Here is a 21,588-nt window from a genome sequence, read left to right as displayed (position 1 = left end):
GTCCTGGAGGCATAGGTAAATCCTTTACCCTCTGTCAAATCTTAAATTATTACAATCACGTGTCAGATACAAGTTTTATGGCAATAAAAAATTAACGCGGCCTATATGTGGTTTACCGCACGCTTACATTTATAGCAAGATTTAGGCATTCACTATCTTATAAAAACACATTAGATTCAATAGGTTGAGAGTTTTTCAGGGACGACAGTGTAACGTTCAGTTGGGAAGATGCAGTAAACATGAGTCTGTTGCTCCTATTTAAAAGACAACAGACTTTAAGGGGTTTGGGAAAGATTAAAATGTGTGGTTTGCCGCACGCTTACGATCAATACGGCCAGAAACCACCTGCATGGGTTCACTTCCTCGTAACTGGCCTCCCATGATAGGGCTGAGCATTGCATAGCCTTTAGGAAATAGTTTTTCATGCCAATTTAGAATTCTTTTTAGACTCAATGTTGAATCAAGGTTCTCAATGGCATCGATCATTATCTCAGCGATCCCATCAGTTTGCTCAGTAGTAGGAAACGAGTTTTCTTCTGTCAAACCGAGTTTGTTGGCTAGTGAGGAGCGTACTGAAAAGGCATTCAGTGTTTCATCTTCAATTGCGCTTGAGTTCACGATGTTAGCCAAAAGTGTATCGAGCATGTTTTGCTTTTTATCATGGGATTGACTGGCCATCTTACCCAATAGTATTCCTTGGTTAAGACGAGCTTCTCTTAACATTGGTACTACAACGTTTTTATCTCATATAAAGTTAGGCAAATTTTCTTGCTGCCATATCCACATAACACACCCTATGATGTTGAATAACATGATCAATCTAATCATAATTTGATGTGAATGGTGCGGTTGCCAGCAAATTATTTTGTGACTTTGGTCTACAAAATATTACGTTTAAAGTGTTTTTTTGTAGACCTCTTATGATGGGATAAGCTTTTAATGGTATAAAACTCTATTTTGCTTCGAATCAAAGCAACAAAAATGTCCAAAAGTATGCTTTGATTCAAAGCAATTGAAATCATGTATTTATGGGGATTTTTACTTTTAAGGTATAGGCTAATTTGAGATGCTTTGATTCGAAGTGTAGAGGTCATGGTCCAAGATGGGATCAAAATGGGCCAAAATCCCCTGATATAGAGTTTTATTGCCTTATATTGCTTTGATTCAAAGGATGTGTGTTTACTAAGGCATTGAATATGTTATATAAAGTCGTTGAACGCCATGTAAGAGAATATTCAGAGTAACCTTGACATGGTAGAGGTCAGCAGTTCGAATCTGCTTAGTCCTACCACTATTTTTTACAGTAAAATTATACTTACTACTTTCCTGAATTAGAGAGTGTAAGTTACGAAAGCCGAACCCAGTGTTCGGCTTTTTTGTATCTGATTTTGGCCCATTTTTATCCCACCTTTGGCCCATTTGTGTCCCATGTGACTTAACTCTGGTGAAATTAGTGACCTTTACTCTATTTTTTCTAATGATGTGTTGAGCGAAAAACTGTAGTAATCTTTACAGACATTAAGCAGTTTTTTTACAGGGATGTATTTGTGGCGGAAAAAGTACTTTTTTCATGGATTGGTGATACAGATTTAAGGGCTGCTATCTCTGATATGCCATTAGATGCACCTATATCGTCTACTTTGGCGAATTTTTCCTTTGATCGAGTCATTCTTCTTTGCTCATACCCAAAAGCTAGGAGCGCTCCTTATATTGATTGGTTGAGACGCCAAACGGCTGATGCAATAGAGAGTTATCAAGAAACATTAGTTTCTCCTGTGGATTTCGAATCCATATTTCATGCTGCAGATAAACACCTTAGTGCTTTTAAAAAAGCAAATGCTGATATTTCTATTCTATTGAGTCCTGGTACGCCTGCCATGCAAGCCATTTGGATTTTGCTTGGGAAGACGAAGTACTCTGCTCGCTTTTATCAATCCAGCAAAGAGCAAGGAGTGCAAGAGGTAAAGATACCTTTTGAAATTTCTGCTGAATACACACCGCCAGCCACCAAGTTAACCACCACCCAACTCACAGAGCTTACTAATGATGGCGTAAGTTCCAATGCCGCATTTGAAAACATCATTACTCAGAACCCCGTGATGCAGCGTTTAAAATATCAGGCTGAAATTCTTGCTAAGCGAGAAGTGCCTGTTTTGATTCAAGGTGAAACAGGAACAGGTAAAGAGCTTTTTGCAAGAGCCATACATAATGCCAGCTCACGTGCAGATAAGCCGTTTGTTGCTGTGAACTGTGGCGCGTTTCCTTCAGAACTGGTGGACTCCATGCTGTTTGGTCACAAAAAGGGCGCGTTTACGGGCGCATCAGCTGATCGACAAGGGTATTTCCAGCAAGCTAATGGCGGAACTCTTTTTTTAGACGAGTTTGGTGAGCTAGAACCCAGTGTGCAGGTTAGGTTGCTGCGGGTTCTACAAGAAGGAGTTATTACGCCTGTAGGGGCAGTCAAAGAGGAAAGCGTGAATGTTCGTATTATTACGGCCACTCACAGAAACTTGATGCAAGCTATCCATGATGGACATTTTCGAGAAGACCTTTTTTATCGTGTAGCCGTAGGCGTTCTTTCATTGCCACCACTTCGAGAACGACAGGGTGATATTGCTTTATTAGCCGATGCGTTATTGATGGATATGGCAAAGCAAGATGTTGCTCTGATAAATAAAAAAATTTCTGCAAATGCAAAAAATATTATCCTCTCACAATTGTGGCCAGGTAATATACGTGAGTTACGATCGACTTTATTGCGGGCTTCTCTATGGAGTAGCGAAGACGCAATATCGGCTGATGACATCAAATTAGCCTTGTTTGATAGACCTCAGAATAATGCCAGTTTGTTAGATAAGGATATTTCGCAAGGTATTGATATTCAAAATATTATTTCTGATTTGGTAAGGCATTACATTCCTAAAGCATTAGCTCATTCCAATGGAAGCAAGTCCAAAGCGGCTGAGTTATTAGGGCTTAAAAATTACCAAACACTAACCAACTGGATGGATAAATACGACGTGAAATAGACGTTGGCACAGCTTTCGCTATAGCACGAGTATGAAAACAATATTATTTATGAAATCACAAAACTTTGAGTTTCTTCGTCCTGAAAACGAGGCATTAGCAAACCTTGCGGGTTTGGCTGAAGCGGTACTGCACATTGATCCAGGTAGTACTTTGACTCGTTTACGCGCATTTGCTGAAGAGCTCACCAAAACCATATACAAAGAAGAGAACTTGCCACGTATGCCCATGGCAAGTTTTCACGAATTGGCCAGCGACAGTGTGTTTAAAAATTGTACAGACCCTTCGCTGGTGAATTACATCCATATGTTACGTAAGCAAGGCAATGCCACCGCTCATGGTAGTGAAGGGGATAAAAGCTCGGCGCTCATTAATTTAGACATCGCGCACCAGCTATCCATGTATCTTGCTGTTAAATATTATGGGAAAACGGCGTCGCAAATCCCTGCCATGAAAGAGATTTCTGACACCAATGCTCTGGCCATAAAAGTGGCTGGCTCGTTAGTCAAGGCCAAAGAAGAACTGGATAAGCAGAAAAAGCTCAATGACGAGCTGCTTGAACAGATTGAAAAAGAGCGTACAAAAAACCTTAAGTATCTTGATGCGCCTGCTTATCCAGATCAACTTAAACGCAAGCAAGAAAGCCAGGCCGTTGCTGACAGTTTGCAATGGAGCGAAGCGAAAACCCGCAAACTGTTAATTGACGCCATGCTGGTGCAAGCGGGTTGGAATGTAACGGATCCAGACCAAGTTGGCATCGAAGTGGAAGTTGCTTTTCCAAATAACCCATCCGGTAAGGGCTATGTCGATTATGTGTTGTGGGGCAGCGATGGCAAGCCTCTCGCAGTCGTCGAAGCGAAGCGCTCTAGCAGTAGCTCAGACCAAGCAGGACGTGAACAAGCTCGCTTGTATGCCAATTCACTTGAGCAGCAATTCGGTCAGCGCCCAGTGATTTTCTACACCAATGGCTACGAGACCTTTATTTGGGACGACGCCCAATACAATACACCGCGAATCGTCTACGGCTTTTACAGTAAAGACAGTCTGGATTATCTTATTTACCAACGTCAATACCGTGATAACCAGCTTGAGCAAAATAACCCAAACCTAAAGATCGCTGACCGTTTATATCAGATCAACGCCATTAAATCGGTAGCGCATACTTTTCAAGAACAGCGTCGCAAAGCCTTGATTATCCAAGCGACAGGCACAGGCAAAACCCGTGTTTCCATCGCATTGGCGGATTTGATGTTAAACGCCGGTTGGGCCAAGCGCGTACTCTTTCTATGTGACCGCAAAGAGCTGCGTACCCAAGCCAGTGAAGCGTTCAAAACCAATTTGCCCAGCGAGCCACGCTGTGAAATCGGTGAAACCAATAAAATCGACGAAAACGCGCGTATTTACGTGTCCACTTACCCAGGCATGATGAATCGCTTTGCTCAGCTCGATGTGGGCTTCTTTGACCTGATCATTGCCGATGAAAGTCACCGCAGTATCTACAACCGCTATCGTGATATTTTTGATTATTTTGATGCCTTACAGGTGGGCTTAACCGCCACGCCAGTAAAGTTTATCAGTCGTAATACCTTTGATATGTTTGGCTGTGAAACGACGGACCCAACGTATCAATTTGGTTTAAAAGAAGCCATCGAACATGAGCCACCTTATTTAGTGGATTTCAAAGTCAAAGACGTCACCACAGAGTTTCTTCGCGATGGCATTCATTACAACGACTTAACTGATGCTCAAAAGCGCCAGCTAGAAGATGATCTTGGTTTTGACGAAGCGCAAAATGCGTCGTACCAAGGTAAAGACATAGGTCGTAAAATCTTCAGTGAAAAAACCGACCAAGAGATTCTTGAAAACTTGATGAATTATGGCATCAAGGATGAAACTAACTCCCTAGTGGGCAAAACGATTGTCTTTGCGAATAACCAAAAACACGCAGAACATTTAGAGAAATTATTCTGCAAGCTCTATCCGCAGTATGGCAATAAAGTCTGCAAAGTCATTCACAACAAGGTTTCCCACGTCGAGAGCTTGATAAAAGAGTTTAAAAAAGGCGACAACGATTTCCGTATCGCCATTTCGGTCGACATGCTGGACACAGGTATCGACGTCCCCGAAGTGGTAAACCTTGTTTTTGCGAAAACCGTTAAATCGTCAGTCAAATTCTGGCAGATGATTGGCCGAGGAACACGTTTATGTAAAAACTTGTTTGGTAAAGGCAAAGACAAAACGGAATTTTTGATTTTTGATCACTACGGTAATTTTGACTTTTTTGAACAAGAATACAAAGAACCTCAAGATGTGGGTGGCAAGCCCTTACTGCAAACCTGTTTCGAGGCTCGTGTCAATCTCGCGATTCAAGCCCTTAAGCATAACCACCGAGAAGGCTTTGATAGCGCGATTGAACTCATTAAAGCGGATATTGCGGACTTACCAAGAGACAGTGTGGCGGTTCGTAAAGCGTTGCGACAAGTAGATACGCTTCTGCAAACCGATAGCTTGCAGAAGCTGAATGCCACTACGCAGCATTTGTTATCTGACACCATAGCACCACTGATGGCGGTTCGCCCCCTGAAAGATAAGCATGCAACGCAATTGGATCGTTTGATGGCAGCGGTGGAAACCAGCTTTATTGAGCAGTCGGCAAGCTTTGAAGACGGCCGCGATACCTTAATCGAGCAAATATCTACCTTAGCGGTAAATATCCAAGCGGTTCGCCAAAAGCAAGCCATCATCGACGAAGTGAACCGCGCTGAATTTTGGCAAACTCCTAGTGTCGCTAAGCTAGAAAACGCACGGACTCAGTTACGCAGTATTATGAAGTTCCGCCAAAGCGAATCCACAGCGGGCAAAGATCCACTGAAAACCCGCACTCAAGATGGCAAAGTGGTGACAGAAGTGCGCGAGCATAAACTGTACAACAAAGACGAAGTCAGTGTTTACCGTCGCCGAGCCAAAGAGCTGCTAGACAATTTAGTCGCGACGAATCCGATTTTACAAAAAATCAAAGCCCATGAGCCGGTGTCTGAAGACGACCTTAAAAACCTTACCTCGACCATTTTGACCACGCATCCCACTGTAAGCTTGGATGCCTTGAACGCGTTTTATGGCCGAACAGCGGATCAACTGCACATCACTTTGCAAGAGTTGGTGGGGCTTGAACCAGAAAAAGTCAGTGAACACTTCACCGACTTTGTGCATCGCCACCCGAATCTTACCTCGCAGCAAGTGCGGTTTATGGACTTGCTCAAAACCTACATCACCAACTACGGCTTCATCGACATAGCCAAACTCTACGAAGCACCGTTTACCAGCGTTAACCCCAACGGCGTCGATGGCGTATTTAAAGACACCGACGTAGACGACCTCGTATCCGTACTACGACCCTTTATCAAACAGGATGTTCAACATGACCGATAAAGACCTCCTCCCCGGTAATCTTTACCAAGCTATCACCACCGTTATTCAGCTGGCGCGTCAGCACGTCAAGCAAGTCGTTAACCACCAAATGGTGTCGACCTATTGGGAAATTGGTCGTCTGATAGTGGAGCATGAGCAGCAAGGACAAGTGCGAGCAGAATACGGCAAACAGCAGTTGCAACAGCTTTCCAAACGATTGACAGACGAGTTTGGTAAAGGTTTTGATGCTCGTAATTTAAGAAATATGCGTATGTTTTATCAGCAAAACCCAATTTGGAACGCAGTGCGTCCCGAATTGAGCTGGACGCATTATCGCATTTTAGTTCGCATTGAAAATCCAGCCGCTAGAGACTGGTATGCACAGGAAGCCATTACTCAAAACTGGAGCTCACGGGCGTTAGAGCGCCAAATTGGCGTGCTGTATTACGAGCGTTTATTAGCCAGCAAAGAGAAACAGCCAGTTGAACAAGAAGCACAAAACAAAACATCTGACCTGATAGAAAGCCCTAAAGATTACCTGCGCGATCCTTATATTCTCGATTTTTTGAACCTACAAGACAAAACCTATCAAGAAAGTGATCTAGAAGACGGTATTATTCATAACCTGCAAAAGTTTCTGCTGGAACTGGGCAAAGGCTTTGCGTTTGTCGAGCGCCAGCAGCGTATTCGCACCGACGACGGCGATTACTACATTGACCTCGTATTTTATAACTATCGCCTAAAGTGCTTTTTGCTGATCGACTTAAAAATGAACAAACTCACTCATCAAGACGTGGGGCAAATGGATATGTACGTGCGCATGTACGAAGAACAAAAGCGCGCCCATGATGACAACCCGACGATTGGTTTGATCCTCTGTAGTGAGCGTAACAACACGGTTGCCAAATATTCGGTACTCAACGAAAGCAAACAGCTATTTGCTTCCAAGTACGTTACTGCCTTACCCACTGAAGAAGAATTGCAACAAGAGCTTGAACGAGAGCGCGAGCTTATATTGCGAATCCAAGAGCAACGCGCGTCGTATCAATCGACTTCCGCTTAAAACACGATATACAAGAGAGACCTTATGTTAACTGGACCAATTCGTAACGACATCGACAAACTATGGGAAAAATTCTGGACAGGGGGCATTACCAACCCCTTGACCGTGATCGAACAGATCAGCTACCTCATGTTTGCCCGTATGCTCGATATGCAAGAAGAAGCGGAAGAACGCAAAGCCAACCGCACTGGCAAAGCCTTTGTCCGTCTTTTTCCGGATACCAAGGAAGGTCAATTACTGCGTTGGAAAAACTTCAAAAACTTATCCGGCAAAGAGCTGCACAAACACCTGAAAAACGAAGTCTACCCGTACTTTTCCAAACTGGGCGACGTGGCCGACATAGACCAAGCCGAAGAGAACACCCCAGTCAAAGCCATGGGCCACATCAGTGATTACATGGAAGACGCCGATCTAGAAATCAAAAACGAATCCGTGCTGGTGGCCGCATTGGAAATGGTCGATTCCTTACCGCTTAACCAAAGCGACGTAAAAGGCGACATTTACGAATACCTACTGAGCAAGCTCACCACAGCGGGCATTAATGGCCAGTTTCGTACCCCGCGCCACATCATCGACGCTATGATCGAAATCATCGATCCGCAACCCTGGGATACCATTTGTGATCCGTCATGTGGCACCGCCGGATTTTTAGCGCGCACCATGGAATATCTCAATCGCCAGCACACCAGCCCAGAAAATATCTGGACCGACGAAGAGGGCAACCAACACTACCCAGGCGATTTATTGGAAAATTACCGCGAGCACATCAGTGACGACATGTTCTGGGGCTTTGACTTCGACACCACCATGCTGCGCGTGTCCAGCATGAACATGATGCTACACAGTGTGAATGGCTCCAACATCGTCTACCAAGACACCCTAAACAAATCCATACGGGAACACTTTCCCAAACAGGAAGAAAACTACTTTGATGTCATTCTTGCCAACCCGCCGTTCAAAGGCAGCCTAGACGAAACCAACACCAACCCCGAACTGCTCAGCATGGTCAAAACCAAAAAGACCGAGCTGCTGTTCGTCGCGCACATCTTGCGTTCCCTAAAACTCGGTGGCCGCGCCGCGGTGATCGTACCCGATGGCGTGTTATTTGGCTCCTCCAAAGCGCACCAACAGCTACGCCAAGAACTGATTGAAAACAACCAACTCGAAGGCATCATCAGCTTACCCAGCGGCGTATTCAAACCCTACGCCGGCGTCAGCACCGCGATCCTATTGTTTACCAAAGGCGGCACCACCGAGCGGGTTTGGTTCTACGACTTACAAGCCGACGGCTATTCCCTAGATGATAAACGCGCCCCATTAAAAGGCGAAGGCAGCAACGACCTGCCAGACGCCATCGCCAAATGGAAAGCCTACCGTAAGCTGGTTGAAAGCAACTTCGACTTTTCGCAGTTTGGTGATGACGCGCAGGGATGCGCTAATCCAGAAAATGCAGGAGCATATTTTCAGGACAAGACTCAAAAAGCCTTCGTCGTCGACGCGGCCGACATCACCAGCAACAAATACGACCTCTCCATCAACCGCTACAAAGACGTGGTCTACGAAGAAGAAGAATACGAAGACCCGAAAGTCATCCTTGGCAAACTCATGGCGCTTGAAAACGACATCATGGCAGACCTAAAAGAACTGGAGGGGATGCTGTGATTCGTCAAATTAACCATTGCGCAACAGCTTGCTGCGCAATTCAAATTCATTATCCTACTCAATCGTCTGGCATGATTGTCCAACAGGCTGTTGGACAATTTGCCCGCATACGCTCCGTTACTGAATACGTAATAGAACAAGCCCTCCCAACGACTCGGCAAGACAAACTCCCCAGCATCGAACAAATAGAACGAGAACTCGCGCGGGAACTGAACCAAGGGGAGAGCGAACAATGAGTGAATTGATGCAAGCGGAATTGAAGAAACAAGGGCAGAAATGGCCGATGGTTTCTATAAAGAGTGTTTCTACCGTTGTTACAGGTAAAACCCCTTCTAAGAAAGAAGCTGATAATTTTGGTGGCAACATCCCATTCGTTACTCCAGTAGAGCTTGGTAAAGAGCCATACGTCTACTCATCCTCACAAACGATAACCGAAAAAGGGGCTAAAGCGATTAAGTTAGTCCCCAAAAATTCAGTGCTAGTTTGTTGTATTGGTTCGTTAGGTAAAACCGCTATAGCAGGATGTGAAGTCGGCACTAACCAGCAGATTAACTCTGTTATTTTTGATGAAGGTAAAGTATTTCCTAAATACGGCTATTACGCTTTAAATCGCCTTAAATCTTTGATGGTGTCCTTAGCACCATCTACAACAGTTGCGATTATCAATAAGAGTAACTTTGAGGCTTTAGAAATCCCACTTCCCCCACTAGAAGAACAAAAACGCATCGCCGCCATCCTCGACAAAGCCGACGCCATCCGCCGCAAACGCCAACAAGCCATAAAACTCGCCGACGAATTTCTGCGTTCTGTGTTTTTGGATATGTTTGGTGATCCGGTTATTAATCCGAAGGGGTGGGAGGAAAAAGCTCTTCTATCGTTAGTTATTGGTAAGTTTCAGAACGGTGCTTACTTTCCCAAAGAGGAATACTCTGACGAAGGAGTAGAAATGGTTCATATGGCAGATGCTTTTTACGATGTAATCCAAAGGGGAAGTCTTAAAAGGGTTTTGGCTAGCGATACTGATATTGCTAAATATGGGCTGACTTACGAAGATCTAATGATATCGCGACGCTCTCTAAATTATGAGGGTGCAGCGAAACCTAGCTTGATCCCTAATTCTGATGAACCGTTGATTTTTGAATCTTCGATGATTCGTATTACTCCCGATAAAAGCCAAGTTGATATCCGTTATCTTTTTCAATATCTGTCAGACTCTCTTGTAAAAGATCACTTTATTCGAAAATTTGTTACTGGAGCAACAATAAAAGGGATAAGTCAGAAGAATCTTGAACAGGTAAGGATTCTTGTGCCTCCGATGAAGTTACAAAGGAAATTTACAGATATTGTCAACAAGCTGGCGGTTACAAGCATTAAGCTGAAAGTAAGTGAAGAAAACACAGTCGATATTTTTAATGGTTTAAGCCAAAAAGCCTTTACAGGTAAACTCTAAGGACAGAGCATGATCAACGAAATCCAAATCAATCCGCCGGTAGCGACTTATCTGAATCCAACAAGGCTCAGTGATCTGCGTCGGATAAATTATATCTTCGGCGCGAATGGGACAGGCAAAACGACGATCAGCCGTGTGATTGCTGGTGACCAAGGATACGATCACTGTCAGCTAGTGTGGCAAGGAGGTGGAGCGCTTGAACGCATGGTGTACAACCGAGATTTTGTTGATCGCAACTTTAATCAGGATGGCCCTCTTCAAGGCGTTTTTACTTTAGGCGAGAATCAGGTAGAAGCTGAGCGCGAAATTGCTCGTTTACGTCCAGATATAGATTAGGTAAATGGTCAAATATCAAGCCTTAATGTTCAATTAGATGGGGATGATGGTCAATCTGGCAAGCGACAAGAGCTTTCAGGTTTAGAGCCTCTATTAAGGGATAAGTGTTGGAAGCAAAAGGAGCTCCATGACACCTATTTCAAAGAAGCCTTCGCCGCAGCGAGTGTTCGTGGTAACAAAGAGCGATTCAAAGATAAGGTATTGTCAGAACAGATATCCAATACGGCGGAGCTTCTGTCTCTAGAAGAATTAAAAGAAAAAGCTAAAACTGTTTTCGCAAATGACCTTGAACGAGTCGAGCCGATTCAGGCGCTTTCCGCCAATGATCTTGTAGTCGCGGAAGGAAATTCGTTACTGCAAAAAGTGATTGTCGGTAATCCGGATGTGGATATTGCGGCACTGGTCAATCGCCTTGGAAATAGCGACTGGGTCAAGCAGGGGCGTCAGTATCATGAGCAAGAACCTGAAATCTGCCCTTTCTGCCAACAGTCAACGGACAAACAATTTGCAGATGATCTCACAGCGTTTTTTAGCGAAGCATATGACAACGACATCCAAGCGCTAAGGCAGCTACAAGTAAGCTACGGTAGTGCATGCGAAACGTTATTAGCTACATTTCAGCGCTGTGTAGAAACTCGTAACCCTTTTTTGAAGCAAGATCTGTTTAACGCAGAAGCTCAAAGCCTTGCAGAAAGGTTGAAGAGTAATCAGGCCATATTGAGCAAAAAGATTGATGAGCCTAGCAGGAAAGTTGAGTTGGAGTCGATCGAGCCATTTGTTATTCAGTTGCAATCCTTGTTGGCCGAGGCCAACGAAGCAACTAATGAGCATAACCAGATGGTAGCGAATATTGATATTGAAAAGCATTCTCTGATTGGGCAAGTCTGGCGCTATGTATTGAATGAACTGTCGGATGATTTACAACAGTATCTACAGAGCAAGGATCGTCTTGATAGAGCGATTGGAGCTATGGCGCAAAGTTTGCGAGAGAAGAGTGCGCTTCTTAATGGTTTGCGGGATCAAGTAAAGGAACTTGAAAAACAAACAACATCCATTCAGCCAACGATTACAGCTATCAATGATTTGTTACTGAAGTTTGGTTTCACTTCTTTTTCAATTGGCGAGGCGAATGGAGGCCGACACTATCGAATCAATCGTGCAAACGGTGACGATGCAAGTCGTTCACTGAGTGAGGGCGAGAAAACCTTTATCACGTTTTTGTACTTCTACTACCTAATTAAGGGCGCTCAATCACCTTCAGGTATTACAGCAAACCGGGTCGTTGTGTTTGATGACCCCATATCATCGCTAGACAGCGACATTCTTCATATCGTAAGCAGCCTTATTAAAGGTGTGATGGAAGAGGCTAGAGGCCGGAATTCTCAGATCAAGCAGATGTTTATACTGACTCATAATGTATATTTTCACAAAGAGATTAGCTTTCACAAAAAACGCAATAATGGCGATGCTATGGCAGATGAATCGTTTTGGATTGTAAAAAAATCTGCCGATAGTTCAAGTGTTCACCGTTGCGAAAAGAACCCTATACGTTCTGCTTATGAACTGCTTTGGTCAGACATACGAGAGAAGAATGTTTCAAGTGTTGGATTGCAAAATGCTTTAAGACGAATCTTAGAAAATTATTTCAAAATGTGGGGTGGCATAGATAATGATGAAATTTGTGCCAAGTTCGACGGTCGGGATAAGCTCATTTGTCAGTCCCTATTTTCTTGGGTCAATGACGGCTCTCACTCAATTCATGATGACCTATATATCAATCATGGTGAGCAGACAAATGAAGCATATCTTCGTGTCTTTCGCAGTGTGTTTGAAAAAGCTGATCAAGTTGGTCATTACAACATGATGACAGGAATTATCGCTGAGTGCGAAGAGCTAGATTGATATATTGAATTGTCTACGGGGTCAGTAACGGAATTTGATGGTTTTGATATCTCGATGCCCCCAACATCGAGTGCTGTTCGCTAAAGGCGATGTGCAAGGAGAGAGTTATGTCTACTACAGGCGAAAAACCAGGCACTGGTACTTATACTTGCACAAGCTGCGGCGAAACAGTCAGGCTTGACGACACTAGCGATAGATTGCCACCATGTCCAAGATGCCATAAAACAGACTACAAGCCATAAATAGTCTGCAACGCTTCGCGCTGGATAGTGTGAGGCGTTAATTTTAAGTTAGCCAGGGTATCGGTTTAAGCTATCAAGCAAATTTGCGGTGCTGATACTTTGCTATGTCCACTGATAATTTGGTAAGCCTCTCGCCACAATAAGGGCAGAATGTTACAGGGATGGATACTTGTTCAATAATTTGCTCTTCGTGTTCAAGATAGTGGTTGTTTTCTAAGTCTTCCTGAGTAGCGACTTTAGAAAGTGTTAAAAAAAATTCATCATCGAATGCTTCAAAATAGGCTTCACTATCTGAAACAGTAGGGCAAATGTGCATTTCATTCTCATGTGTTGTTTGTTTAAAGACGTGAGAAGTTTATGGGCTTTGGGTGCGAATTAAAACAAAGAAAAAAGTATGTCGCTTACAAAATCTCGCAAAATATCGTCTGCATGGAAGTCAAAGGGCGTAACATCAAACTATTCTTGAAGCTGAAACCCTCTCATATACCTGCGGATACAGGCCATTATCGTGATGTCACATCAATAGGCCATTACGGTACGGGCGATGTGGAGTTTACTCTTGCCTCAGAGGTGGACTTTGAGCCAGTAAAAGCCTTTATACAAATGGCCTATAACAAGGTGGGTGGTTAAACGGTGTGCATTGCATTGTAGCATCTTGCAGGTTTATATCGGGTCATTTTTACGGCGTTTAGCGCCGAATAAAATAGTATTGGTAAACCATTTTGATTGTGGTAGTTTATTATTTTATAAAATTACGGCGAATATCGCCGTAAATATTCTATATTTTAAACTATTGTGATGGGTTAGTAGGTTTCAAATTCAAAAAACATGACAAGGTAAGTGCGCTTGGTGAATAGCACAGCTATACAAAACAATAGTGTAAAAAAAGCACATAAGCAGGCGCTTAAAGCGCTTCTGCCTTATGGCATGTTAGCCACCAAAAAGTGGTTGGCGGAGCAAGGGTTGAGCGTTCATGCCATCGATAATGCGGTTAAAACAGACACTTTGTTGCCGTTGGCGAAAGGGGTGTACAGTCAGTATTCTCGTTCTGTGAGCTGGGAAGGGGTAGTTGCTTCTATGCAGCGTATGGACGTGAACAAAGCGGATAGTCTGCCTTCGATCATTGTGGGTGGATTGTCGGCATTGTCATTGTCGGGACTGTCACAGTATCTGTCCTTAGGTAATAGACCGCATATTCATTTGTATGCACAAGATACATTGCCAAGATGGTTAGGGCGTTTGTCACTTCCCGTTGACTGTGAGGGACATAGCACTAAAACGTTATGGCCTGAATGGCTGTTAAAAGACACAGCGTTTATTAAGCTGCATGAATGGGCTGTTGAACTTCCGCCTGTGTATTTTTCATGCCCCGAAAAAGCATTATTGGAATTATTGGTCGACTTGCCTGATGCCGTGAGTTTTGAACATGCTGACGAATTAATGCAGGGGTTGGTGAATTTATCCCCCAGAAAGCTTGATACACTTTTAAAAGCTTGTAAAAGCGTCAAAGCCAAACGATTGTTTTTTTGGCTGGCTTCACGCCAAGCCTATCCTTGGCTTCGCAAGCTGAACGTCAAGGACTATGACTTAGGCTCAGGTAAACGTGTGGTGGCTAAAAGCGGCAAATTGGATACAGAGTTTTTAATCACAGTGCCATCGCATATGGTAACAACAAGCAAAGGATAAGCTCTTGTTAAAGGAAGTGCTGATTGAAGGAAGCTCTTGTCAAAGGAATTGAGGCAATGAATAGAAATAGCGTTTATTACAAGCAAGTGCAGTTGTTGATACAGGTCTTACCCTTTGTTGCTAAGCAGGAATGTTTCGCGCTTAAAGGTGGAACAGCTATTAACTTGTTTGTTCGGGAACTTCCGCGTTTATCGGTTGATATTGATCTGGTCTATTTGCCCATGAAAAACCGTGAGCCGGATTGGACATTATTAAAGGAAACTGCGATTAAGTCCCCAATATGAGACAATGCCGATCTGACCATTACCTCAAGACCGAATGACATGAATCAGCTTTCCTTCGCCGATACCGAATTTACCAGCAAACGCCGCAAGACTCGCAAAGAGCTCTTCCTTGGTCGGATGAATGAGCTGATTCCATGGCTACAGCTCGAAGCTCAGATTGAGCCGTTTTACCCAAAAGCTGGCAATGGTCGGCGTCCATACCCTCTCGCTACCATGCTGCGCATTCACTTTATGCAGAACTGGTACAACATGAGTGATCCAGCGATGGAAGATGCCCTTTACGAGATCACCTCTATGCGGCTGTTTGCTGGCCTATCATTAGAAGGTGCGATCCCAGACCACACGACCATCATGAATTTCCGTCACCTGCTTGAGAAGCATAAGCTGGGTCGTAAACTCTTCAAAGAAGTAAACAAATGGCTGTCTGATTCTGGCACCTACTTTAAAGAAGGGACAATCGTTGATGCGACGATTATTGAGGCAGCAAGTTCCACCAAAAATAAATCTAATGCACGCGATCCCGAAATGCACCAAACGCAAAAGGGAAAACAATGGTTCTTTGGCATGAAAGCTCACATCGGTGTTGATGCAAAGCGTGGGTTAGTTCACAGCTTCACCACGACGCCTGCCAATGATCACGATTTAAACCAGTTGACGGAACTTCTTCATGGCAATGAGTCATTTGTATCGGCGGACTCTGGCTACCGTGGCGTAGAAAAGCGCACAGAAACAAAAGATAAGAATGTCGATTGGTTAGTAGCTGAGATGCCCAGCAAGATACGTGCTTGGAAAAAGCACCCCCGCCTCAACAAGCAGCTGATCCGAACGGAATACTTAAAGGCGAGTATCCGAGCGAAAGTCGAGCACCCGTTTAGAATACTGAAATGCCAGTTTGGGTTCCGCAAAGTCGTCTACAAAGGCCTGTCTAAAAATGACAACAAACTCGCCGTGCTGTTTGCACTTGGAAATTTGTTACGAGTAGATCAGATGATACGTTCTGCACGGGGTTAATCCGTCCAAATAACGGTTGTAAGGTGCTTGAAGTACCTTACAAGTGGGTTAAGTGGTGATTAAATGTCGCTTCTGAGGAAATACTGTCACAAGCTGAATGTCAGCTAAAAATTGTCTTACTTGTTCGTATGTTCCTAAACCTAAAAGGGGTAAATAATCTTCCGGCCATTAAGTGGAAACAGATTAATCTGGCAAAAATGCCAGATGACAAACATAAGCAGGCGTTAGAAAAGCTCAAAGATATATTGGACGGTTAATATACAACCCCAATAGGCCATTACGGTACGGGCGATGTGGAGTTTACTCTTGCCTCAGAAGCGAACTTTGAGCCAGTAAAAGCCTTTATACAAATCGCCTATAACAAGGTGGGTGGGTAGAGATCGGTTCTGAGCAATCCCTCACACATCTAGTTTAGACAATCTATACAGCATGCTTCAAATTTGTCGCAGAAGCTTTTTGTTTGTTGGTAGATGACATAGTGTTTTGGCGTAATTATAAGTTAGGGTTGGCGCAATTGTGGCGCAATTTCTGGAATTGCGCCAGCTTAAACGAGTTGCTTGGCGTAATTTTGGCGTTTTTTATTTAATAAATGTTTTACTGAAGTCTAGCGGGGTTGTATCACCACCTTCATAAAGATGGCCTATAGCAAGGTGGGTAATAATAATTTTTATTTTGATGTAATAAATATTATGGTTATTAATCTTGAATTTTATTTAAGTGTTTGATTTTGTTGTTAAAAAATAATGGCATGGCTTCTGCAATAGGTTAATACATTATTAACCTATTGAGGATCTTGTTGTGAAAAAATTGTCTTTTCGCCTTATGGCGCCTGCTGTTGTGTTGTCTTTTTCCTGTCCTATTTTTGCCGCTGAGAAGTTCCCGTCGCCTTTTGGTTTGGAGTGGGGGATGAGCCATGCTGAGCTGCAAGCTGTGGGTTTTTCTGCGCCAAAGCCTCTTGAGGATTTTGAGTATGCTACGTCGGTTTCTACGCCCAAACCTTGGTCACAAGGAAATTCGTATTTTGCTTTGTCATACAAAGACAAGTTGGTGAAAGCGATTGTGGAGTCAAAGCCTATTACGGACGATGTTTATGGTAGTGAAGGTAAAGCGCTGTACTCCTCGGTAAAAAGTATTCTTGTTAAAAAATACGGTAATCCATCCAGTGAATTCGAGCATACTGGGATGAAGCTATACGATGATGCAGACGAGTTTTATCAATGCTTAGAATATTCTGGGTGTGGCGGTTATATGGCATCTTTTAGCGTGGGTGGTGGAAGTATTCAAGTTTCTATTGAGGGAAGTCGTCGAGGACAAGGCAATGTCAAAATAACCTACGAAAGTCCCGCTTTTTACAATGCAAAAGAAGCGATTGAGGCTCAAGACGCTAAATCTGATAGCAGTGCATTTTAAGAAGGAGGTTGTATGAAACGGTATATGTTAAGTTTATTTATTTTATCTGGTTTTTATTGCAGTGGCATACTTGCTACTGATTTAAGTGATGTTGCTGATAAGGTGATTAGCAGTGATCAAAGAAATACAGGGGTAGAAGTACAGCTATCAAGTGATGCTAATGTACTACAATTTTGTATTGAAGGTGTAGGTGATCTGTCGAGCCAAGCGGATGTGTTTCGTGTGTTTCTGCAAACCGCAGCGGCATTGAAGGAACAGCGATTTGATGATGTTGCTTTATGTTATGAAAATAAAGTTCAGTATTTGTTGTCAGGTGATGACTTTAACGTTATTGGTAATGAGTTTGGCATGCAGAACGTAGCCTATACTGTTCGGATGTTTCCTGAAAAGTTACGTTTAAAAGACGGTTCTCAGGCTTTTGAAACACATCGAGGCGGCATATTGTATGTGATGAACAAGCAAATGAGTGATTTTCATGATATGAATCGCCAATGGTATCTTTCAGATATTCTTCAAAAACGTAAAGCGATAGAAGATTCGAAAAGACCAACGACTTTCGCAAAAGATGAAGATGTTTTCTGATGGAAACCACTACAGTTAAACGTACTCCCCTAGATCTATTTTTCGTAAGGTATGACGTACCATCTCGCGTCCAGTGTGAGTATTAAGCATGTCCGCCGGTTCTTCTCCACCTAATGCAGGAATAGGGGAATGAATCCATTCTCTTGCCAAATCTACTGATCCATAGATATTTACCACTTGAATATATACAAGTAATGTATCAATTAGGCTGTCAGTAACAGCAGGAGAAAGCCACTTGATACGATAGCTTCTGCTTATACTTGAGGTGCTTTTTCCGATTGCGTGAGCAATCAGCTCTTTTTCACCTGTCAACTTAACGATAGCTTGCAACTTTTCTCCACTAACACCGGAACGAACAATAGATAGATAATCTGTTGAAGACATGATGTCTAAGCCCGGAAATAGACTGTTGATGAGGTCAAGTTGTGATTGCGATTCTAGCGTTTTCATTGTGAACTCCAAAATCATATTTCTTTTTTGCTAATTTTAGGAAGTCGTAGAACAGACAGTCATAGACTCAGTTTTTACTGAGCGAGCAAATACCGAGTACTGCGTCCGCCAGATTCAGATCGAACCAAACAACCTTGTTCAACTAAAGTCGCTAAATGGCGCGTTGCTGTCGGCTTACTTACTTTGGTCACTCTATGGTATTGAGTCGTGTTAATACCTTGTTCAAAATCTCCATCGAGCATACGATTCAAGACTTTGACGTGCTCCGACGTTAGCTTTGTTTGGTCGATTTTTCGCCAGTAGTTTGATTTCAAAATGGTCTGATCTATTTCTCTTAGCACGTCATTAAAGGTTTCGTTTAGCGTACTCAGAAACCACTCTAACCATGCTGTGATGTTTACGCTTCCTTTTTGCGTCTGTTCAAGTATTTCATAGTAGCTTTTACGCTTTGCCAATATGCTCACTGACATTGCGTAAAATCGAACCGATTGGCTCTCAGCTTGAGCTAATGCTAGGTCTGTAAGCAATCGAGTTATACGACCGTTTCCATCATCTAGTGGGTGTATAGTGATAAACCAAATATGAGTGATGGCGGCTCTTAGTAATGGATCTAGTGAAGCGTCTTTTTTTGAGTCATTAAACCATCGGATAAAATGCTCTAATTCTGTATCAAGCACTTCTCGAGGAGGGGCTTCAAAGTGAACGGTAGGTCGATCAATACGGCCAGAAACCACCTGCATGGGTTCACTTCCTCGTAATTGGCCACCCATGATAGGGCTGAGCATGGCATAGCCTTTAGGAAATAGTTTTTCATGCCAATTTAGAATTCTCTTTAGACTTAATGTTGAATCAAGGTTCTCAATGGCATCGATCATTATCTCAGCGATCCCATCGGTTTGCTCAGTAGTAGGATACGTGTTTTCTTCTGTTAAACCGAGTTTGTTAGCTAGTGAGGAGCGTACTGAAAAGGCATTCAGTTTTTCACCTTCAATGGCGCTTGAGTTCACGATGTTGGCCAAAAGTGTATCCAGCATACTTTGCTTTTTATCATGGGATTGGCTGGCCATTTTACCCAATAGAACCCCTTGGTTAAGGCGCGCTTCTCTTAACATGGGCTCTATAACGCTTTTATCCCATGTAAAGTTAGGCCAATTTTCTTGCTGCCATATCCACATAACACACCCTATAATTTGAATAACATGATTAATCTACTCACACTTTAATGTGAATAGTGTGGTTAATCAAATCAAAATTTAATCTGAATGATGTCGGTAATCACATCATAGGCGTTGTGAAGAGTGAGTAAATGGAAGTCGCTATAAGGAAAAATTGAGCGTAAATAGAGTGGTGGTCTCGAGCAAATTATTTTATGAATTGTGGACATTACGTCCATTTTTTGCCCCTGCCAAATACCCCACTAGATGGCCATGTAACGTCAACTTAAGAACACTAATTTCCGTTGTCATCTTCGTCCCCATCTTCTAGTAATCCTTTCCATGGATCATCCGATAGTTTTTTTTGTTCATCAGAATGATCAGGCTGTTTGTGCGGTAAAGATGTGTTGTCGCCATCGCTTTCAAGAACCGCTAAAACAGCATTCAGCTTTTCTTTTGGGATCAGCATGACGTCGCTATTGAGACCCTTGGCAATCAGTTCAAGCGTATCGAGTCTTGGGTTGCCTTTTGCTTCAAGCCGTTGGTATTGCTGCCTAGAAATACCAATACGCATTAGCATGTCATTCTGCTTGAGTTTCAGTGCTAAACGGCGATGTTTGATTTGCTGTAGTAGGTTTTTCATAAGGAAACTTATAAGTTGCTTTTGAATAGATAGAAACATATTAGTTGCTATTTTTATTTAAGGCAACTTAAGAGTTTCTTTCTTCGGGCTTAATGATTCGTGTAAGTGGCATAGAGATAGCCGTTGATAATTCAAATAGCCTACCTATTTGGCGAATTCTGTGGCGATGGGCTGTGCGTAGGCACGCCATGAAAGGTGCGAAATGGGTAAAGAAAAAATACTTCCATGTTGAAGGGGCAAGACACTGGGTGTTTGCGTCTGATGATCGGATTAATGGCATAAGCCAACGGTTGCGGCTGTTTTCAGCATCGACCGTTCTGATCGTAAGGCACATTAAAATACGTAGTGCAGTGAATCCCTACAATCCGACATGGAACGCTTATTTGGAGCGCCGCCATCGATCGATTTCCCCATCGTGAAGCTCGGTCATATCAAGGCTGTTGAGAGGCTTGAGCCGTATGAGGGGTGACTCTCAAGTACGGTTCTTAGGGGAGGATGGTGTGGTAACACACTGTCCTTACCCGACTGAAAGCTCACATCGGTGTTGATGCAAAGCGTGGGTTAGTTCACAGCTTCACCACGACGCCTGCCAATGATCACGATTTAAACCAGTTGACGGAACTTCTTCATGGCAATGAGTCATTTGTATCGGCGGACTCTGGCTACCGTGGCGTAGAAAAGCGCACAGAAACAAAAGATAAGAATGTCGATTGGTTAGTAGCTGAGATGCCCAGCAAGATACGTGCTTGGAAAAAGCACCCCCGCCTCAACAAGCAGCTGATCCGAACGGAATACTTAAAGGCGAGTATCCGAGCAAAAGTAGAGCACCCGTTTCGGATACTGAAGTGCCAGTTTGGCTTCCGCAAAGTGGTCTATAAAGGTCTATCAAAAAATGACAATAAGCTCGCGGTGTTGTTTGCACTGGGAAACATACTGCGAGTGGATCAGATGATAAGGTCTGCACGGGGTTAATCCGTCTTGATGATGGTAGTTGGAGCTTTTAAGCCTCCAACTAGGGAATAGACACACTAAAAACCGAGGTTTTAAGTAAATTAAAGAGCGAATTAGGCCAGCTGCGACTTAGTGCTAATAATCTGACTTAATCGCACGTTCCCTAGATACCTTGATTCGTTTATTACACAAATTAAATAGCAAAGTTGGTCTGGTAAACGCGTTTGATCCAAATGACAAAAATCATGTTTAAATAAATAAGGTATTTGCTGTCTACACAAAAAAACGAGCGCTATTCGTGATGTAGCGCTCGGTTATTATTTTTCT

The 21,588-nt window shown here is 43.2% G+C and carries 18 protein-coding genes and 3 pseudogenes; 16 read left to right on the top strand and 5 right to left on the bottom strand.

Annotated features, from left to right (window positions below):
• Positions 1-294: 294 nt before the first annotated feature.
• Positions 295-729: pseudogene (locus AABA11_RS11375) on the bottom strand (DUF4172 domain-containing protein); the annotation flags it as partial.
• Positions 730-1,547: 818 nt separating this feature from the next.
• On the opposite strand from AABA11_RS11375, the gene AABA11_RS11370 reads away from it, so the two are divergent.
• The 8 genes and pseudogenes from AABA11_RS11370 (at position 1,548) to AABA11_RS16695 (ending at position 13,090) form a co-directional block, all read left to right on the top strand.
• On the top strand, positions 1,548-3,029 hold the full coding sequence (locus tag AABA11_RS11370; protein ID WP_338268028.1) for a sigma-54 interaction domain-containing protein: 1,482 nt from the start codon (positions 1,548-1,550) through the stop codon (positions 3,027-3,029).
• A 31-nt stretch (positions 3,030-3,060) separates the two neighbouring features.
• A complete protein-coding gene (locus tag AABA11_RS11365; protein WP_338268026.1) occupies positions 3,061-6,456 on the top strand; it encodes a DEAD/DEAH box helicase family protein in 3,396 nt (1,131 codons plus the stop codon).
• Positions 6,446-7,498: a PDDEXK nuclease domain-containing protein gene (locus AABA11_RS11360; RefSeq protein WP_338268024.1), complete on the top strand. Its 1,053-nt coding sequence runs from the start codon at positions 6,446-6,448 to the stop codon at positions 7,496-7,498. Before AABA11_RS11365 ends, AABA11_RS11360 begins: the two co-directional genes overlap by 11 nt.
• A gap of 24 nt (positions 7,499-7,522) precedes the next feature.
• On the top strand, positions 7,523-9,160 hold the full coding sequence (locus AABA11_RS11355; protein WP_338268021.1) for a type I restriction-modification system subunit M: 1,638 nt from the start codon (positions 7,523-7,525) through the stop codon (positions 9,158-9,160).
• Positions 9,157-9,396 carry a hypothetical protein gene (locus tag AABA11_RS11350; RefSeq protein WP_338268019.1) on the top strand — a complete coding sequence of 80 codons (240 nt, stop codon included), beginning with the start codon at positions 9,157-9,159 and terminating at the stop codon, positions 9,394-9,396. The genes AABA11_RS11355 and AABA11_RS11350 overlap by 4 nt, the downstream gene beginning before the upstream one ends.
• Positions 9,393-10,610, top strand: coding sequence for a restriction endonuclease subunit S (locus tag AABA11_RS11345; protein WP_338268017.1), 1,218 nt, complete (start codon positions 9,393-9,395; stop codon positions 10,608-10,610). The genes AABA11_RS11350 and AABA11_RS11345 overlap by 4 nt, the downstream gene beginning before the upstream one ends.
• A 9-nt stretch (positions 10,611-10,619) precedes the next feature.
• Positions 10,620-12,848 (top strand): annotated as a pseudogene (locus AABA11_RS11340) (AAA family ATPase).
• Positions 12,849-12,913: 65 nt separating this feature from the next.
• Positions 12,914-13,090 (top strand): zinc ribbon-containing protein, encoded by a 177-nt coding sequence (locus AABA11_RS16695; protein ID WP_420915715.1) that lies wholly within the window; start codon positions 12,914-12,916, stop codon positions 13,088-13,090.
• A 73-nt stretch (positions 13,091-13,163) separates the two neighbouring features.
• Here AABA11_RS16695 and AABA11_RS11335 read toward each other — a convergent pair whose 3' ends face one another.
• Positions 13,164-13,406 (bottom strand): hypothetical protein, encoded by a 243-nt coding sequence (locus AABA11_RS11335; protein WP_338268015.1) that lies wholly within the window; start codon positions 13,404-13,406, stop codon positions 13,164-13,166.
• Between the two features lie 113 nt (positions 13,407-13,519).
• On the opposite strand from AABA11_RS11335, the gene AABA11_RS11330 reads away from it, so the two are divergent.
• The 6 genes from AABA11_RS11330 (at position 13,520) to AABA11_RS11305 (ending at position 18,063) form a co-directional block, all read left to right on the top strand.
• A complete protein-coding gene (locus tag AABA11_RS11330; protein ID WP_420915696.1) occupies positions 13,520-13,720 on the top strand; it encodes a hypothetical protein in 201 nt (66 codons plus the stop codon).
• A gap of 219 nt (positions 13,721-13,939) precedes the next feature.
• Positions 13,940-14,776, top strand: a complete 837-nt coding sequence (locus AABA11_RS11325; protein ID WP_338268010.1) for a type IV toxin-antitoxin system AbiEi family antitoxin domain-containing protein — start codon at positions 13,940-13,942, stop codon at positions 14,774-14,776.
• A 23-nt stretch (positions 14,777-14,799) separates the two neighbouring features.
• Positions 14,800-15,060, top strand: a complete 261-nt coding sequence (locus AABA11_RS11320) for a nucleotidyl transferase AbiEii/AbiGii toxin family protein (protein ID WP_479481449.1) — start codon at positions 14,800-14,802, stop codon at positions 15,058-15,060.
• Positions 15,061-15,099: 39 nt separating this feature from the next.
• The gene (locus AABA11_RS11315) at positions 15,100-16,071 is read left to right on the top strand and encodes an IS5 family transposase (RefSeq protein WP_067038543.1); all 972 of its coding nucleotides are present in this window, start codon (positions 15,100-15,102) and stop codon (positions 16,069-16,071) included.
• Positions 16,072-16,869: 798 nt separating this feature from the next.
• Positions 16,870-17,481, top strand: coding sequence for a hypothetical protein (locus tag AABA11_RS11310; protein WP_338268007.1), 612 nt, complete (start codon positions 16,870-16,872; stop codon positions 17,479-17,481).
• Between the two features lie 12 nt (positions 17,482-17,493).
• A complete protein-coding gene (locus AABA11_RS11305; protein ID WP_338268004.1) occupies positions 17,494-18,063 on the top strand; it encodes a hypothetical protein in 570 nt (189 codons plus the stop codon).
• Between the two features lie 15 nt (positions 18,064-18,078).
• Here AABA11_RS11305 and AABA11_RS11300 read toward each other — a convergent pair whose 3' ends face one another.
• From AABA11_RS11300 to AABA11_RS11290, 3 genes are all read right to left on the bottom strand, one after another.
• Entirely contained in the window at positions 18,079-18,513 is a 435-nt protein-coding gene (locus tag AABA11_RS11300; RefSeq protein ID WP_338268002.1) for an antitoxin Xre/MbcA/ParS toxin-binding domain-containing protein, read from the bottom strand.
• Positions 18,514-18,587: 74 nt separating this feature from the next.
• Complete coding sequence (locus AABA11_RS11295) at positions 18,588-19,688, bottom strand: Fic family protein (RefSeq protein WP_338268000.1); 1,101 nt, start codon at positions 19,686-19,688, stop codon at positions 18,588-18,590.
• A gap of 274 nt (positions 19,689-19,962) precedes the next feature.
• Positions 19,963-20,310: a helix-turn-helix transcriptional regulator gene (locus tag AABA11_RS11290; RefSeq protein ID WP_338267998.1), complete on the bottom strand. Its 348-nt coding sequence runs from the start codon at positions 20,308-20,310 to the stop codon at positions 19,963-19,965.
• Between the two features lie 92 nt (positions 20,311-20,402).
• Between AABA11_RS11290 and AABA11_RS11285 the strand changes: the two genes are divergently transcribed.
• Both AABA11_RS11285 and AABA11_RS11280 read left to right on the top strand, forming a co-directional pair.
• A complete protein-coding gene (locus AABA11_RS11285; protein WP_338267996.1) occupies positions 20,403-20,729 on the top strand; it encodes a hypothetical protein in 327 nt (108 codons plus the stop codon).
• 106 nt (positions 20,730-20,835) lie between these two features.
• Positions 20,836-21,282: pseudogene (locus AABA11_RS11280) on the top strand (transposase); the annotation flags it as partial.
• Positions 21,283-21,588: the final 306 nt, after the last annotated feature.

Origin of the sequence: Marinomonas pontica, from assembly GCF_036322735.1 — a bacterium.
Taxonomy (GTDB): Bacteria; Pseudomonadota; Gammaproteobacteria; order Pseudomonadales; family Marinomonadaceae; genus Marinomonas; species Marinomonas pontica.
Note: the sequence above shows the minus strand (reverse complement) of the source record. Positions and strands in the feature narration are given on the sequence as shown.